The following is a 16,707-nucleotide window of genomic DNA, read 5'->3' as shown; positions in this document are numbered from 1 at the left end:
CCACACCGCCCCCCTGTAGGAGCTGCCGAAGGCTGCGATCTTTTGATTTTGTTTTTTAAGATCAAGATCAAGATCAAAAGATCGCAGCCTTCGGCAGCTCCTACAGGGGTTGCGCTTTGTGGCTGGCCCTCACCATTCAGCGACGTTCGATTGGCACGAACTTGCGCTGTTCAACGCCGACATACTCGGCGCTTGGACGGATGATGCGGTTGTTGGCGCGCTGTTCGAACACGTGCGCGGCCCAGCCGGTCAGGCGCGAGCAGACGAAGATCGGCGTGAACAGCTTGGTCGGGATGCCCATGAAGTGGTACGCCGAGGCATGGTAGAAGTCGGCGTTGGGGAACAGTTTTTTCTGCTCCCACATGGTCTTGTCGATGGCTTCGGAGACCGGAAACAACACCTTGTCACCGACTTCGTCCGCAAGTTTTTTCGACCAGCCCTTGATCACCTCGTTGCGCGGATCGCTGTCCTTATAGATCGCGTGGCCGAAGCCCATGATCTTGTCCTTGCGTTCGAGCATGCCGAGGGTGCCTTTGATCGCCTCTTCCGGCGAGCTGAAGCGCTCGATCATCTCCATCGCCGCCTCGTTGGCACCGCCATGCAGCGGGCCGCGCAACGAACCGATAGCAGCGGTGACGCAGGAATACAGGTCGGACAGGGTCGATGCGCAAACGCGAGCGGTGAAGGTCGAGGCGTTGAATTCGTGCTCGGCGTAGAGGATCAGCGAAACGTTCATCACCTTGACGTGCAGCTCGCTCGGCTTCTTGTCGTGCAGCAGGTGCAGGAAGTGGCCGCCGATGGTCGGTTCGTCGCTGACGCAGTTGATGCGCTTGCCGTCATGACTGAAGCGATACCAGTAGCACATGATCGCCGGGAATGCGGCGAGCAGGCGGTCAGTCTTGTCGCGCTGTTCGGAGAAGTCTTTCTCCGGTTCGAGGTTGCCGAGGAACGAGCAACCGGTGCGCATCACGTCCATCGGGTGAGCGTCGGCGGGAATGCGTTCGAGCACTTCTTTCAGAGCTTGCGGCAGGTCGCGCAGCTTGCTCAGCTTTTGCTGGTAGGCGTCGAGTTGCGCCTGGGTCGGCAGTTCGCCGTACAGCAGCAGGTAAGCGACTTCTTCGAACTGCGCGTCTGCCGCCAGTTCACGCACGTCGTAGCCGCGATAGGTCAGCCCGGCACCGGCCTGGCCCACGGTGGACAATGCGGTTTGTCCGGCAACCTGGCCCCGGAGCCCGGCGCCACTGAGTACTTTTGCTTCGGCCATTGCTGTCTCCAATCTTGAATTTGTTAGGGAATCTGCAATTACGGTGTTGTTTGCAAAAGATCGCAGCCTCGTTGCACTCGACAGCTCCTACAGGGGAATGCGGTTCATGTAGGAGCTGCCGAAGGCTGCGATCTTTTGACTTTTATTTTTTCGCGGCAAACAACGCATCAAGCTTCTGCTCGAACGTGTGGTAGTCGATGCGATCGTAAAGCTCCATGCGCGTCTGCATGGTGTCGATGACATTCTGCTGGGTGCCGTCGCGGCGAATCGCGGTGTAGACATTTTCCGCGGCCTTGTTCATCGCGCGGAATGCCGACAGCGGGTACAGCACCAGCGACACGTCGGCGCCGGCCAGTTGCTCGGTGGTATACAGCGGCGTCGAGCCGAACTCGGTGATGTTGGCGAGGATCGGCGCCTTCACGCGGTTGGCGAACAGCTTGTACATCTCAAGCTCGGTGATGGCTTCCGGGAAGATCATGTCGGCGCCGGCCTCGATGCACGCGGCGGCGCGATCCAGTGCCGACTCCAGACCTTCAACGGCCAGCGCATCGGTGCGCGCCATGATCACGAAGCTGTCGTCGGTGCGCGCATCGACCGCTGCCTTGATGCGGTCGACCATTTCCTGCTGGCTGACGATCTCTTTGTTCGGGCGGTGGCCGCAACGCTTGGCGCCGACCTGGTCTTCGATGTGAATCGCCGCCGCGCCGAACTTGATCATCGACTTCACGGTGCGCGCGACGTTGAACGCCGACGAACCGAAACCGGTGTCGACATCCACCAGCAAGGGCAGATCGCAGACGTCGGTGATGCGCCGCACGTCGGTCAGCACGTCATCCAGGCCGGTGATGCCCAGATCCGGCACGCCGAGCGAACCTGCGGCCACCCCGCCACCGGACAGGTAGATCGCCTTGAAACCGGCACGCTTGGCCAGCAGCGCGTGGTTGGCGTTGATCGCGCCGACCACCTGCAATGGATGCTCGCTGGCGACCGCATCGCGGAAACGCTGGCCTGGAGTGTTCTGCTTGGAACTCATGACTCACCTCGTTCAGTGGCTGTCTTATTGTCGGCGCCGTCCTGGTAATGACGGGCGATGTTGCGTTTGGAGGCGCCGATGTGGCGGCGCATCAACAATTCCGCGAGTTCGCCGTCACGGTCGGCGATGGCATCGAGAATGCGGTGGTGTTCGGCGAAGGCCTGACGCGGGCGGTTGGGCGTGGTGGAAAACTGGATGCGGTACATGCGCACCAGTTGGTACAGCTCGCCGCAGAGCATCTGCGTCAGCGTGCGGTTGCCGCTGCCCTGAATGATCCGGTAGTGGAAGTCGAAATCGCCTTCCTGCTGGTAGTAGCCGACGCCCGCCTGAAACGCGGCGTCGCGCTCGTGGGTTTCGAGCACACGGCGCAGTTCGTCGATTTCTTCGACGCTCATGCGTTCGGCCGCCAGCCGACAGGCCATGCCTTCAAGGGATTCGCGGATTTCGTAGAGTTCGAGTAATTCGGCGTGGCTGAGCGACACCACCCGCGCGCCGACGTGCGGTACACGCACCAACAGACGCTGGCCTTCGAGCCGATGAATGGCCTCGCGCAGCGGCCCGCGGCTGATGCCGTAGGTGCGCGCCAGCTCTGGCTCGGAGATCTTGCTACCCGGGGCGATCTCGCCTTTGACGATAGCCGCCTGGATGCGCCGGAAGACGTTTTCCGAGAGCGTCTCGGAATCCTCGCCGCTGATGACCGGGGGATCGAGTTGATCCAGCATGATTGTCGACACCTTCAAATCCAATGCGGCAAAACCTAGCCAATTAGCCGGCGCCAGTCAAAGGATAAATGGATATTGTCGACAATCGTCTAATAACCCGAAAAGATCGCAGCCTTCGGCAGCTCCTACATTGGATTCGCGTACACCCTGTAGGAGCTGCCGCAGGCTGCGATCTTTTGATCTGTTTATAGACCGGCCCAAGCGCTGGCGCCATAAAACCACCGTGCTAGAATGCCGCCCGCATTTGCTGGCCATTTATACGGCTTGTCATAAAAAGCTGATAGGCACACGAAGGAGCTTGCGCAGTATTGCCAGGAACCTGAACCGAAAACGGAACGCTGCGCACCAGGATTTATGAGACTCAAGCCCTTCTCCACATTTTTTGCGCTGTTTTGCCTGCCTGGCCTCGCCGCGGCGGGGGAAAAAACCGTGTACGGCCTCAACGAATATGCAGCGCTGGACGGCATCAATCTGCAAGTTGCAGCCAAGCTCGACACCGGCGCCAAAACCGCCTCGTTGAGCGCCCGCGATATCAAACGCTTCAAACGCAACGGCGAGTCCTGGGTACGCTTCTATCTGGCGATCGACGCGGCACATTCGCATCCGATCGAACGGCCGCTGGCCCGGGTCAGCAAGATCAAGCGCCGCGCCGGCGACTTCGATCCGGAAGAAGGCAAGAAGTACACCGCCCGTCCGGTGATCGAGCTGGATATCTGCATGGGCACGGCGATGCGCAGCATCGAAGTGAACCTGACCGACCGTAGTGCGTTCCAATACCCGCTTTTGATCGGCTCCGAAGCCCTGAAACGCTTCGACGCGCTGGTCGACCCCAGTCTTAAATACGCTGCCGGCAAACCCGCCTGCGCCATCGCCGCTCATACCGCCGAGTAATTTCCATGCGTTCTCTAACCTTCCACCTGAAAATCCTGATCACCATTCTGGTGCTTCTGGGCGTTTCGGTTACGGCCTATCAGATTTTCGTCCTCGGCATCCCGGTGACCGAAGACGCCACGGACGACTTGTGGAACATCGACGCCAAGGTCGAGTTCGTCGCCAGCACCAAGGATCCGGTCAAGATCCAGATGTTCGTACCACCGCTGAGCCGCGACTACGTAAGCCTCAACGAAAGCTTCATCTCCAATAACTACGGTGTGGCGGTCAACCGTGTCGACGGCAACCGCAAGGTCACCTGGTCGGCGCGCCGGGCCAAGGGCAACCAGACCCTTTATTACCGTCTGGTGCTGACCAAGCGTTACACCGCTGAAAAAACCAAGATCAAAGGCCCGACCTTCCGCGACAGCATGGCCATCGAAGGCCCGGAAAAAATCGCCGCCGAAGCCCTGCTCGCGCCGATCCGTCAGCACTCGGCCGACGTCGAAACCTTCATTGGCGAAGCGATCAAACGCGTCAACAACGCCAACGACGACAATGTCAAACTGCTGCTGGCCGGCGACCCGTCGACGCCGCACAAGGCGAAAATCGTCGAACTGCTGCTGTCCATCGCCCACGTACCCGTGGAAAAAGTCCACACCATCCGCCTCGTTGCCGATCAACCGCAGACCCCGGAACTGTGGCTGCGCAGCTTCAATGGCAGCGACTGGTTGTACTTCAACCCTGAAACCGGCGAGCAAGGCCTGCCGACCGACCGCCTGCTGTGGTGGACCGGTGATGAAAACCTGATCACCATCGAGGGCGCGAAGAAAGCCAACGTGACCTTCAGCCTGAACAACAGCGAGATGAACGCGATTCGTCTGGCCAAGCTGACCGACGAAAACACCGACGCCAACTTCCTCGAATACTCGCTGTACGGCCTGCCGCTGCAGACCCAGCAGACGTTCATGATCATGGTGATGATCCCGATCGGCGTGCTGGTGATCCTGATCCTGCGCAACCTGATCGGCCTGCAGACCCTCGGCACCTTTACCCCGGTACTGATCGCCCTGGCCTTCCGCGAAACGCAACTGGGCTTCGGTATCCTGCTGTTCACCGTGATCACCGCGCTGGGCCTGTCGTTACGTTCGTACCTGGAACACCTGAAGCTGCAGATGCTGCCGCGCCTGTCGGTGGTACTGACCTTCGTGGTGGTGCTGATTGCGGCGATCAGTCTGTTCAGTCACAAGCTGGGTCTGGAGCGCGGTCTGTCGGTGGCGCTGTTCCCGATGGTGATTCTGACCATGACCATCGAACGCCTGTCGATCACCTGGGAAGAACGCGGCGCCAGCCATGCCATGAAAGTGGCGATCGGCACCCTGTTCGCCGCCTCGCTGGCACACCTGATCATGACCGTGCCGGAGCTGGTGTACTTCGTGTTCACTTTCCCGGCGATCCTGCTGATTCTGGTCGGTTTCATGCTGGCGATGGGGCGTTATCGCGGTTATCGCCTGACTGAACTGGTGCGTTTCAAGGCTTTCCTGAAGAAGGCTGAAGCCTGATGTTCGGTTTCTGGAAGACCTGGAAGGCCCTGGAGGCCCGGGGCATCATGGGCATCAACCGGCGTAACGCCGACTATGTGCTCAAGTACAACAAGCGCAGCCTGTACCCGATCGTCGATGACAAGATCATCACCAAAGAGCGCGCCATCGAGGCCGGCATTCATGTGCCGGAGCTGTATGGCGTGATTTCCACCGAGAAGGAAATCGACAAGCTCGACGAGATCATCGGCGGGCGCAACGACTTCGTGATCAAGCCGGCTCAAGGTGCGGGCGGTGACGGCATCATCGTCATCGCTGACCGCTTCGAAGGCCGCTATCGCACGGTGTCGGGCAAAATCCTCGCTCACGAAGAACTCGAGCACCATATCTCGAGCATTCTCACCGGCCTGTATTCGCTGGGCGGTCACCGCGACCGCGCGCTGATCGAATACCGGGTAACCCCGGACCAGATCTTCAAAAGCATCAGCTACGAAGGCGTGCCGGACATTCGCATCATCGTGCTGATGGGCTATCCGGTGATGGCGATGCTGCGCCTGCCGACCCGTCAGTCCGGCGGCAAGGCCAACCTGCACCAAGGCGCCATCGGCGTCGGTGTCGACCTCGCCACCGGCCTGACCCTGCGCGGCACCTGGCTGAACAACATCATCAACAAACACCCCGACACCACCAACGCGGTGGACGGCGTGCAACTGCCCTACTGGGACGGTTTCATGAAACTTGCCGCTGGCTGCTATGAGCTGTGCGGGCTGGGTTATATCGGTGTGGACATGGTGCTGGACCAGGAGAAAGGCCCGCTGATTCTCGAGCTGAATGCACGGCCGGGGCTCAATATCCAGATTGCCAATGATTGCGGGCTGACCCAGCGTACGCATGCGGTCGAAGCACATCTGGAGGAGCTGAAGGCGCGTGGCGTGACCGAATCGGTTGAAGAACGGGTGGCGTTCACTCAGGAAATGTTTGGGCATATTCCGGCGGTCGAGGGCTGATCCAGCACTGAGGCGCGGCTATCGCGAGCAGGCTCACTCCTACAGGGGAACGCATTCCAGATTGTAGGAGTGAGCCTGCTCGCGATAGCGGACTTACCGCCACCACAAGACTCAACCCTGCCCCCAATCTGCTCATCCCCGACATCCCCTCTAGGAGCAACTCCCGCAGAGGACTACAATTCCCACCCCGCCTCGATGGCCGATCTGCCCCGCCCATGTTGACCTGTTCCGTACACCCGCTGCCCTACCGCGCCAACCCCGCCGACTACTTCGCGGCCATCCGCCATGCGCCCGGCGCCGTGCTGCTCGACAGCGGCCGGCCGAGTGCCGACCGTGGCCGTTACGACCTGCTCAGCGCCTGGCCGCTGGAACAACTGGCGGTGTTGCCTGACGAAAGCGGAAGCGTTTTCCTGCAACGCCTGCGGGATAATCTGACCCGCCTGGGCGAAGCACAGTTGCCTGCGGGATATGACCTGCCCTTCGCCGGCGGCCTGATCGGCTATCTGAGTTACGACTTTGGCCGGCATCTGGAACACCTGCCGAGCCAGGCCCGGGACGATCTGCAATTGCCCGACTCGCGGTTCGGCCTGTACGACTGGGCGCTGATCAGCGATCACCAGACCGCCACCAGCCAACTGGTGTTTCACCCGTCGCTGGCCGACAGCGAGCGGCAACGGCTGATTACCTTGTTCAGCCAATCGGCAACGACGACGCTGACACCCTTCAAATTGAATACGCCGATGACCGCCGACCTGTCGCCGGACGACTATCGCCAGGCGCTGGAACGCATTCATCAATACATTCAGGCCGGCGACTGTTATCAGGTCAATTTCGCCCAGCGCTTCCGCGCAACCTGTCAGGGTGACCCGTGGCTGGCCTATTGCGCGTTGCGCGAGGCCTGCCCGACGCCGTTCTCCGGTTACCAGAGCCTGCCCGATGGCGGCGCGGTGCTGAGCCTGTCGCCGGAGCGTTTCGTCAAAGTCAGCCAGCGCCAGGTTGAAACCCGCCCGATCAAAGGCACCCGCCCCCGTGGCCTGTCACCTGCGGAAGACGCCGCCAACGCCGCCGAACTGCTGGCCAGCCCCAAGGATCGCGCGGAAAACCTGATGATCGTCGACCTGCTGCGCAACGACCTCGGCCGCACCTGCCGCATCGGCTCGGTACGGGTGCCGGAGCTGTTCAGCCTGGAAAGCTATCCCAACGTGCATCACCTGGTCAGCAGCGTGACCGGTGAACTGGCCGAGGATCGCGACGCACTGGATTTGATCGCCGGCAGCTTCCCCGGTGGCTCGATCACCGGCGCCCCGAAGATTCGCGCGATGCAGATCATTGACGAATTGGAGCCGACGCGGCGCGGTTTGTATTGCGGTTCGTTGCTGTACCTGGACGTACGCGGCGAGATGGACAGCTCCATCGCCATTCGCAGTCTGTTGGTCAAGGACGGGCAGGTGTGTTGCTGGGGCGGTGGCGGGATCGTGGCCGACTCGGACTGGCAGGCGGAGTATCAGGAGTCGATTACCAAAGTCAGAATCCTGCTCGACACCCTGCAAAACCTCTAAACACCACACCCCGTGTAGGAGCTGCCGCAGGCTGCGATCTTTGCTTTTAAGGATCAAAAGATCGCAGCCTTCGGCAGCTCCTACAGAGTGATTGGGTTACAGGGACAGGTCGCGGTTCGAGGCCTTGAGGAATTCCTGCTTCAACTCGGCAAACGTATGCACCGCCGGAAACTGCGGGAACTCGCGAATCACATTGTCCGGCGCATGGAACAGAATCCCCGCATCCGCCTCGCCGAGCATACTCGTGTCGTTATACGAATCCCCCGCCGCAATCACGCGGTAGTACAGGCTCTTGAACGCCAGCACTGACTGGCGCTTGGGATCTTTCTGGCGCAGTTGATAACTGGTCACTCGCCCGCTGTCGTCGGTGATCAGGCGATGGCAAAGCAAGGTCGGGAAGCCCAACTGGCGCATCAGCGGCTGGGAGAACTCATAGAAGGTGTCAGAGAGAATCACCACCTGGAAGCGCTCGCGCAGCCAGTCGACGAACTCCACTGCGCCGTCCAGCGGCTTGAGGGTGGCGATCACTTCCTGGATGTCCGAAAGCTTCAGGCCGTGCTCGTCGAGGATGCGCAGACGCTGCTTCATCAGCACGTCGTAATCGGGAATGTCCCGGGTGGTGGCCTTGAGGGATTCGATTCCGGTTTTTTCGGCGAAGGCGATCCAGATTTCCGGCACCAGTACCCCTTCAAGATCCAGGCAAGCAATTTCCACAAGACACTCCCGTTTGTAGTGATTATTGAGTCGAGCGAGCCCGAACTCTAGCGACTCCCCCGCGACCGCGCAACGCAGCGGGCGCCCCGTACCCCGCCGCTTTTTGTTAACATCGCCGCCATATAGAGCGCCCAGCGCCACCGACCTGTAGGAAGCCGCCCTGATGAGCCCAACGTTCGATGTCGTGGAACTCGCCACGACCTATGCCAACAAATCCGCCCAGGACATCCTGAAACTCGCGTTCGCCGAGTTCGGCGACGAGCTGTGGATCTCTTTCAGTGGTGCCGAGGACGTGGTGCTGGTGGACATGGCCTGGAAGCTGAACAAAAACGTCAAGGTGTTTAGCCTCGACACCGGCCGCCTGCCCCCGGAGACCTACCGCTTCATCGAGCAGGTGCGCGAGCACTACAAGATCGACATCGAAATCGTCTCGCCGGACTACACGAAACTGGAACCGTTCGTGAAGGAAAAGGGCCTGTTCAGCTTCTACAAGGACGGCCATGGCGAGTGCTGCGGCATCCGCAAGATCGAGCCGCTGCGGCGCAAACTGTCCGGCGTCAAAGCCTGGGCCACCGGCCAGCGCCGCGATCAGAGCCCGGGCACCCGCAGCGCCGTGGCGGTGCTGGAAATCGACACCGCGTTCTCCACCCCGGAACGCACGCTCTACAAGTTCAACCCGCTGGCGCAGATGACCAGCGAAGAGATCTGGGGCTACATCCGCATGCTCGAGCTGCCATACAACAGCCTGCATGAGCGCGGCTTCATCAGCATCGGCTGCGAACCCTGCACCCGCCCGGTCCTGCCGAATCAGCACGAGCGCGAAGGCCGCTGGTGGTGGGAAGAAGCGACGCAGAAAGAGTGCGGGTTGCATGCGGGGAATATCATCAGCAAGTCCAACAGCTAAAAGATCGCAGCCTGCGGCAGCTCCTACAGGTGACCGCATTCCCATGTAGGAGCTGCCGCAGGCTGCGATCTTTTGATCCTGAAAAAATGTGTACACACGAATGTCACCATCGGTGCCATTTATGTGTGCACTTTTTTGTTTTCGCGCCCTGAAAAGTTACATCCTTGCTGTACACCTCTGCGCTTCGCCCTCCCCGCAAATCCCTCGTAAAAAATAAATACCTGTTCGACCGGTCAATTTATAACCAATTATTTTCAGAGACTTAGCGCTCTTCGATAACTTTTCGAAATGAGCGTAGCCCGGCATAGATCGGCAACTGGCACAGATCTGGCTTTAGTGCATACATGTTTTGTATACAAAACTGCAAAACATGACCGCACACTTTCGATCCGCAAGCCTGAAGCGCCCTATCCCGTACAGGCTGCAGATGCCCCATAACCAGTGATGTTTGCTGGCCGCGCCGAAGATTTGTCGAGCCCTGGGCTCATGCACAGTCATCGCGGCCCCGCACATCAGGAGCCTGCCGGAATGCGTACAAGTCTCTCCAACAACATCGCGCTGAATCTGCCCGCCTCTGCCCTCGACCAGCCATTGCCCGAGTCTGGCCTGACCGAACCGTTACAACTGAGCCCCCGCCTGCACAACCGCGACCTGGCCCCGACCCGGGCCGAAGGTCGGCGCTGGGGCAAATACAGCATCTTTGCCCTGTGGACCAACGATGTGCACAACATCGCCAACTATTCGTTCGCCATCGGCCTCTATGCGCTGGGCCTGGGTGGCTGGCAGATTCTGCTGTCGCTGGGCATCGGCGCGGCGCTGGTGTATTTCTTCATGAACCTGTCCGGCTACATGGGGCAGAAAACCGGGGTGCCGTTTCCGGTGATCAGCCGGATCAGTTTCGGCATCCATGGCGCGCAGATCCCGGCATTGATCCGGGCGGTGATCGCCATCGCCTGGTTCGGCATTCAGACGTATCTGGCGTCGGTGGTGTTTCGCGTGTTGCTGACGGCGATTCACCCAGGTTTTGCCGATTACGACCACAACTCGATCCTCGGTCTGTCGACTTTGGGCTGGGTATGCTTCGTGGCGATCTGGTTCGTGCAACTGGCGATCCTCGCCTACGGCATGGAAATGGTCCGCCGTTACGAGGCGTTTGCCGGGCCGGTGATTCTGCTGACCGTCGCCGCCCTCGCCGCATGGATGTACACCGAGGCCAACGCAACCATCGCCTGGTCAATCCGCGAACCGCTGACTGGTGGCGAGATGTGGCGCAACATCTTTGCCGGCGGCGCGCTGTGGCTGGCGATCTACGGCACGCTGATCCTGAATTTCTGCGACTTCGCCCGCTCCTCGCCATGCCGCAAGACCATCAAGATCGGTAACTTCTGGGGCCTGCCGGTGAACATTCTGGTGTTTGCCGCCATCACGGTCCTGCTGTGCGGTGCGCAATTCCAGATCAACGGGCGGATCATCGAAAGCCCGACCGAGATCATCGCCTCGATCCCCAACACGTTCTTTCTGGTGCTCGGTTGCCTGGCGTTCCTGATCGTCACCGTGGCGGTGAACATCATGGCCAACTTCGTTGCGCCGGCGTTCGTGCTGAGCAATCTGGCGCCGAAATACCTGACCTTCCGCCGCGCCGGGCTGATCAGCGCGACCCTCGCCGTGCTGATCCTGCCGTGGAACCTCTACAACAGTCCGCTGGTGATCGTGTATTTCCTGTCCGGTCTTGGCGCCCTGCTCGGCCCGTTGTACGGGGTGATCATGGTCGACTACTGGTTGATCCGCAAAGGCCGGATCCACGTCCCGCAGCTCTACAGCGAAGATCCTAACGGCGCTTATTACTACAGCCGCGGGGTGAATTTCCGCGCGGTGGCGGCGTTCATTCCTGCGGCTTTGATCGCCATCGTCCTGGCGCTGGTGCCGGGTTTCCACAGCATCTCGCCGTTCTCCTGGCTGGTGGGCGCCGGCATTGCCGGAATGCTCTACCTGATCATCGCCAGACGTCAGCCGCACTACGCCGACGTCAGCGGCGAATCCATCGCCGTCGACAACGTCAGCCATTAACTTCCTCGCGGCCCGGATTTCGGGCCGCTGAACTGCCCGCAATAAGGACTTCTCATGCGTATTCTTGTGGTCAACGTCAACACCACCGAATCCATCACCCAGGCCATCGCCCGCTCGGCGCAGGCGGTCGCATCCCCCGGTACGGAAATCGTCGGCCTGACGCCGTTCTTCGGCGCGGATTCGGTGGAAGGCAATTTCGAAAGTTACCTGGCGGCCATCGCCGTGATGGATCGGGTGATGTCCTACGACCAACCGTTCGACGCGGTGATTCAGGCCGGTTACGGCGAACACGGTCGCGAAGGTTTGCAGGAACTGCTCAACGTACCGGTGGTGGACATCACCGACGCCGCTGCCAGCACCGCGATGTTTCTCGGCCACGCCTATTCGGTGGTCACCACGCTGGATCGCACCGTGCCGCTGATCGAGGATCGGCTGAAACTCTCGGGCCTGTGGGATCGTTGTGCGTCGGTGCGGGCCAGCGGCCTGGCGGTGCTGGAGCTGGAACATGAACCGCAACGCGCGCTGGAAGCCATCGTGCAGCAGGCGGAACTGGCGGTGACTCAGGACAAGGCCGAAGTGATTTGCCTGGGTTGCGGCGGCATGGCCGGGCTGGATGAACAGATCCGTCGCCGCACCGGAGTGCCGGTGGTGGATGGCGTGACGGCGGCGGTGGCCATCGCCGAATCGCTGGTGCGATTGGGGTTGTCGACGTCCAAGGTGCGGACGTATGCGACGCCGCGGCCGAAGCAGATCATTGGTTGGGCGCAGCGGTTTGCCCGGTAGACCGCGTTATCGTTTATCGCGGGCAAGCCACGCTCCCACAGGTTTCGCGTTGTATCACCATCATGGGAACAACGAAGAACCTGTGGGAGCGTGGCTTGCCCGCGATGGCATCACCTCGGTCCCAAAGTCCTGCTCAGACAGCACTGAACCGCTGCGCCAACCCCCGCTGTGCAAACTGCTCAATCAAAAAATCGACAAACGCCCGGGTCTTGCCCGGCAGCAACTTGTGTTCGGCGTAATAGATCGAGGTGTAGCCGTCGTCGATGTACCAGTCCGGCAGCACCCGTTGCAACCGGCCCGACTCCAGATACCCCGAAGCAAACGGCATGCTGACCAAGGCAACGCCCAGACCCTGGCATGCCGCGATGCAAGCGGCCTCGGAGTCGCTCATGGTCATGCGCGCCTTGAGCGTCAAGGGGCGACAGACCTGAGGATCACGACCGGTCAACTGCCAGGAACGTACGCGCCCGGTTTGCGGCGAACGAATCAGAATGCCGTCGTGGTACTTGAGTTCGTCCGGCTCTGTAATGGCCGGATTGGCCTGCAAATAATCCGTAGACGCCACCAACACCCGATGCGCCGGACTCAGCCTGCGGGCCACCACCCCTTGGGGCAATTCGAAACCGCCACCGATGGCCGCGTCGAAACCCTGCCCGATCAGATCGACCTGACGGTTATCAAAATGCCAATCCGGGCTGATCGCCGGGTAGCGCCGTAGAAACTCGCCGAGCATCGGCACGATGTGCAGGCAGCCGAAAGCCGTGCCCATGCTGACCTTCAGCGACCCCGCCGGAAGCCCTTCGACACTGGCCAGATTAGCCACGGCATTCTGGATGGTGGTCAGGCTGGCGCTGACCTGATTTAAGAACAACTGACCGGCCTCGGTCAGGGTCAGGCTGCGTGTACTACGCTGGAACAGCCGTACACCGAGCCGCACCTCGAGCTTCGCCACACTCTTGCCGACAGCTGCCGGGGTCAGGCTCAGGCGTCGTGCGGCCTCGGCGAAGCTGCCGACTTCGGCGCTGCGCACGAAGCATTCGATGCTGCTGAACGTTTCCATGATCGTCACTGTAAACTTCTGGTTTACACAGACTATAGCAATCATGGTCTACACGGTTGTCGATGCCAGGCCGATACTCGGCTCCAACACCAAGGCACCCCGCCTTCAACTTCCTGGAGATCGAACATGACCACTCAACACCTCAGCGGTAAAGTTGCTCTGATTCAGGGCGGTTCCCGTGGCATCGGCGCCGCTATCGTCAAACGTCTGGCTGCAGAAGGCGCCGCCGTCGCGTTCACCTACGTCAGCTCCGCCGCCAAGGCCGAAGAACTGCAGAACAGCATCACCGCCAAGGGCGGCAAAGCCCTGGCGATCAAAGCGGACAGCGCCGACGAAACAGCTATCCGCAACGCGGTCAGCGCCACCGTCGAAGCTTTTGGTCGCCTCGATATTCTGGTGAACAACGCTGGCGTGCTGGCCATCGCGCCGCTGGAAGACTTCAAACTGGAAGACTTCGACCAGACTCTGGCGATCAACGTGCGCAGCGTATTCATCGCGTCTCAGGAAGCGGCAAAACACATGGGCGAAGGCTCGCGCATCGTCAACATCGGCAGCACCAACGCCGACCGCATGCCCTTCGGCGGTGGCGGGGTGTACGCGATGAGCAAATCGGCGCTGGTCGGTCTGACCAAAGGCCTGGCCCGCGATCTCGGCCCGCGCGGCATCACCATCAACAACGTGCAGCCCGGCCCGGTCGACACCGACATGAACCCGGCCCATGGTGATTTCGCCGAGAGCCTGATCCCGCTGATGGCGGTGGGTCGTTACGGCACCGCCGATGAAATTGCCGGTTTCGTCGCCTACCTGGTAGGCCCGGAAGCCGGTTACATCACCGGTGCCAGCCTGACCATCGACGGTGGTTTTGGCGCCTGATGCGCTGAATCCCGGGTACAAAAAAACGCCGCACCTCAATGGCGAGGGCGGCGTTTTTTTTTAAGGCGCTTATGGGTCGGTCAAGCCCACTCCAGCGCCGGCAAACCGCAAGCACTTGGGGTGAATGCCTTGAGCGTGCGCAAAATCCCGTCGGCGTGGGCGTATTTTTCGTCGGCCATGGCCGCATCGGGAATTGCGATGGCGGTCATCCCCGCCGCTTTCGCTGCGGTGACGCCAAACGGCGAATCCTCGAACACCAGGCAGTCTTCAGGCGCGACGCCCAGACGCCGGGCCGCGGTGAGGAAGATGTCCGGTGCCGGCTTGGCTGCGCTGACTTCCGGGTCGTCCGCCGTAACGATGAAGTCGAACAGCGCAAACCAGTCGCGGTGTAACGTGGTTTTCTGGCCGAACGACTGTCGCGACGAGCTGGTGCCCACGGCGATCGGAATGTTGTGCGCCTTGAGGTGGCGAATCAGTTCCTCCGCCCCCGGCATCGCCTGGGCCTTGGGAAAGCGTTCGCGCATCAGCGGCTCGCGGATCACCAGAAACTCTTCGGCGCTGATCGGCAGATCCAGCGCCTGCACCACGTAGTTCGCCAGGTCATTGGCGCCACGGCCGATGATGTTCTGTTTGACGCTCCAGTCGAACGTGCGGCCGTAGCGCTCGGCGATGAGCGACGTGACCTCGGTGTAGATGCCTTCGGTGTCCAGCAGCAGACCGTCCATGTCGAAAATCACGGCCTTGATCGGGCCAAACGTCTTCATCGGTGCATTCATCATCGGATCCGTTATCAAAACATCCCGGGCGGCCCAGCGGCGCCGCTGCGCGGATCTGATTAATGGGTTCAGCAGCATAGCGAGGCCAGCGGACATTGAGCAACGGGCAATGTTGACCTCGCCGGAAGGGTTCGCCGTTATTTAGAGAAACATCCTACAAATAAAGCCTACTTTCCCGACTTCTTTCCTTTTTGATCCCCCGCAAAGTCCGCGCACTTTTTTCACGTGCGCGAGTGCCTGCGAATGTTCCAAACCGATCGGCTTCTGGCCCTGAACAACAGCATCGGCCTGCTGGTGGTTGCTGCGCTGAACCCGGAGCATCCGGACTTCGAAACGCTGATCCGCGAATTTCGCCTGTGCCTGAACAACTACGAGGCCTGGGCCGAGCAGTTCTGGACGGGTACGGCACTGGATGTCGAGCAGGCATTCAAGGTTGGCAACGATGTCCACCTCAGCGCGCCCGTGCACTCCCGCCAGCCGATCCAGACCTCGGTAGTCATGTGCCCGGCGAGCGGCCCCTTGACCCTGGTGCACCTGTTCGAGGCGGCGCGCTTTGTACCGATAGGCGATACCCCGGTGCTGCTCGAACCGGTGATCGGCGAAGTCGACGGGGCATTGAGCTTCGGTGAACCGCTGCGCCATACCATCGGCCCGAGCGGCATTCTGCAAGTGAGCGACTGCGACCGGGGCCAGCGTTATCGCATCACCTTTTTTCCCGATGTTTCCACTGCCCAGGTCAAAGCGCTCTACGCCTCCTATGAAGAGACTCTGGATGGGCTGGAAGTCTGGCTTCGTCAGGAATGGGACGGGTTTCAACCACTCTGGACGGAGTTTTCCGGCGCCGGTTTCGGTGACCGTTATCGCCAGTTGCAACAGGCCGACTGGCGTGGGTTCGAGAAGGCCCTGCACGGCATCTGGGATGACATCAAACAGCTATTTGCCCTGCTCGCCGATCTGCAGACCAACAGTGAAAAACTGCTGCAGTACCTGACCGATATCGAGCTGCAAGCGTTGCTCAACGCCTCCAGTGAGGCCATCGCCAATGGCTTGCTGGTCCTCAGCGACGAGCCGTTGCTGTTTATCCATCTGGCAGCGTTTACCAGTTGGTTGAAGATGCTACCGCCGCAGTACCTCGCGGAAGTGGTCGCTGAAGTTCGGGTCGAACTGTTGATCAGCTTTTTACTGATGCGGGTTTCCAGCGGCGTTGGTGTGCCCGTGCGATTGAGCAGCAAGGCGCTGAGCAAGATCAAATCGCCTCGGGCGCGAGAATGGCTGGCCGCGTCGGCGTTGCGTCTGAGCGAACTGACCTCCCCTGCGGATCTGAACAAGCACGCGGTCGCATTGAAGCCGTTGATGGTCAATGCGCGCAATGTGGCTTTGAAGCCGACACCTGCGATCCCGCTGAACATTCGCCAAACCGATTCGGTGGTGCTGAGCGTGCCAAATCCGGCGCCGATGGCGCGGGACAAGTCGCGGACCACAACCCGGATGGAGCGTCACGAACCCCACGACGACGCTTCGAACCAGGCCAAAA

At 60.6% G+C, this 16,707-nt stretch carries 14 protein-coding genes and 1 pseudogene; 9 read left to right on the top strand and 6 right to left on the bottom strand.

Annotated elements, in window-relative coordinates:
- Window positions 1–136: 136 nt before the first annotated feature.
- The 3 genes from prpC to DBR18_RS17255 form a co-directional block, all read right to left on the bottom strand.
- Window positions 137–1,264 carry a 2-methylcitrate synthase gene (prpC, locus tag DBR18_RS17265; RefSeq protein WP_108591208.1) on the bottom strand — a complete coding sequence of 376 codons (1,128 nt, stop codon included), beginning with the start codon at window positions 1,262–1,264 and terminating at the stop codon, window positions 137–139.
- Between the two features lie 142 nt (window positions 1,265–1,406).
- The gene (prpB, locus tag DBR18_RS17260; RefSeq protein ID WP_083366502.1) at window positions 1,407–2,297 is read right to left on the bottom strand and encodes a methylisocitrate lyase; all 891 of its coding nucleotides are present in this window, start codon (window positions 2,295–2,297) and stop codon (window positions 1,407–1,409) included.
- Entirely contained in the window at window positions 2,294–3,016 is a 723-nt protein-coding gene (locus DBR18_RS17255; protein WP_177416209.1) for a GntR family transcriptional regulator, read from the bottom strand. The genes prpB and DBR18_RS17255 overlap by 4 nt, the downstream gene beginning before the upstream one ends.
- 357 nt (window positions 3,017–3,373) lie before the next feature.
- Between DBR18_RS17255 and DBR18_RS17250 the strand changes: the two genes are divergently transcribed.
- From DBR18_RS17250 to pabB, 4 genes are all read left to right on the top strand, one after another.
- On the top strand, window positions 3,374–3,910 hold the full coding sequence (locus DBR18_RS17250) for an ATP-dependent zinc protease (RefSeq protein ID WP_108591207.1): 537 nt from the start codon (window positions 3,374–3,376) through the stop codon (window positions 3,908–3,910).
- Between the two features lie 5 nt (window positions 3,911–3,915).
- Entirely contained in the window at window positions 3,916–5,451 is a 1,536-nt protein-coding gene (locus DBR18_RS17245) for an inactive transglutaminase family protein (RefSeq protein ID WP_108591206.1), read from the top strand.
- Window positions 5,451–6,437 carry an alpha-L-glutamate ligase-like protein gene (locus DBR18_RS17240; RefSeq protein WP_108591205.1) on the top strand — a complete coding sequence of 329 codons (987 nt, stop codon included), beginning with the start codon at window positions 5,451–5,453 and terminating at the stop codon, window positions 6,435–6,437. The genes DBR18_RS17245 and DBR18_RS17240 overlap by 1 nt, the downstream gene beginning before the upstream one ends.
- Window positions 6,438–6,652: 215 nt before the next feature.
- Window positions 6,653–7,996, top strand: a complete 1,344-nt coding sequence (pabB, locus tag DBR18_RS17235; protein WP_108591204.1) for an aminodeoxychorismate synthase component I — start codon at window positions 6,653–6,655, stop codon at window positions 7,994–7,996.
- 96 nt (window positions 7,997–8,092) lie between these two features.
- On the opposite strand, the gene thrH is transcribed toward pabB, so the two are convergent.
- Complete coding sequence (gene thrH / locus DBR18_RS17230) at window positions 8,093–8,710, bottom strand: bifunctional phosphoserine phosphatase/homoserine phosphotransferase ThrH (protein WP_041067615.1); 618 nt, start codon at window positions 8,708–8,710, stop codon at window positions 8,093–8,095.
- A gap of 163 nt (window positions 8,711–8,873) precedes the next feature.
- Here thrH and DBR18_RS17225 point away from each other — a divergent pair, with 163 nt between their 5' ends.
- The 3 genes from DBR18_RS17225 (at window position 8,874) to DBR18_RS17215 (ending at window position 12,464) form a co-directional block, all read left to right on the top strand.
- A complete protein-coding gene (locus tag DBR18_RS17225) occupies window positions 8,874–9,614 on the top strand; it encodes a phosphoadenylyl-sulfate reductase (RefSeq protein ID WP_108591203.1) in 741 nt (246 codons plus the stop codon).
- Between the two features lie 528 nt (window positions 9,615–10,142).
- Window positions 10,143–11,681, top strand: a complete 1,539-nt coding sequence (locus DBR18_RS17220; protein WP_108591202.1) for an NCS1 family nucleobase:cation symporter-1 — start codon at window positions 10,143–10,145, stop codon at window positions 11,679–11,681.
- Between the two features lie 54 nt (window positions 11,682–11,735).
- Window positions 11,736–12,464 carry an aspartate/glutamate racemase family protein gene (locus DBR18_RS17215; protein WP_108591201.1) on the top strand — a complete coding sequence of 243 codons (729 nt, stop codon included), beginning with the start codon at window positions 11,736–11,738 and terminating at the stop codon, window positions 12,462–12,464.
- A 133-nt stretch (window positions 12,465–12,597) separates the two neighbouring features.
- Here the strand turns inward: DBR18_RS17215 and DBR18_RS17210 are convergent, their stop codons facing one another.
- A complete protein-coding gene (locus DBR18_RS17210) occupies window positions 12,598–13,524 on the bottom strand; it encodes a LysR family transcriptional regulator (protein ID WP_108591217.1) in 927 nt (308 codons plus the stop codon).
- 126 nt (window positions 13,525–13,650) lie between these two features.
- Between DBR18_RS17210 and DBR18_RS17205 the strand changes: the two genes are divergently transcribed.
- Window positions 13,651–14,397: a 3-oxoacyl-ACP reductase family protein gene (locus DBR18_RS17205; protein WP_007966313.1), complete on the top strand. Its 747-nt coding sequence runs from the start codon at window positions 13,651–13,653 to the stop codon at window positions 14,395–14,397.
- An 80-nt stretch (window positions 14,398–14,477) separates the two neighbouring features.
- On the opposite strand, the gene DBR18_RS17200 is transcribed toward DBR18_RS17205, so the two are convergent.
- Window positions 14,478–15,173: an HAD-IA family hydrolase gene (locus tag DBR18_RS17200; protein WP_108591200.1), complete on the bottom strand. Its 696-nt coding sequence runs from the start codon at window positions 15,171–15,173 to the stop codon at window positions 14,478–14,480.
- Window positions 15,174–15,416: 243 nt separating this feature from the next.
- On the opposite strand from DBR18_RS17200, the pseudogene DBR18_RS17195 reads away from it, so the two are divergent.
- Window positions 15,417–16,707, top strand: a pseudogene (locus DBR18_RS17195) (type IV secretion protein Rhs); the annotation flags it as partial.

It is taken from the genome of Pseudomonas sp. HMWF021 (assembly GCF_003061005.1).
In the GTDB taxonomy this organism is placed as follows: domain Bacteria; phylum Pseudomonadota; class Gammaproteobacteria; order Pseudomonadales; family Pseudomonadaceae; genus Aquipseudomonas.
This window is presented reverse-complemented; position numbering and strand designations above follow the sequence as displayed.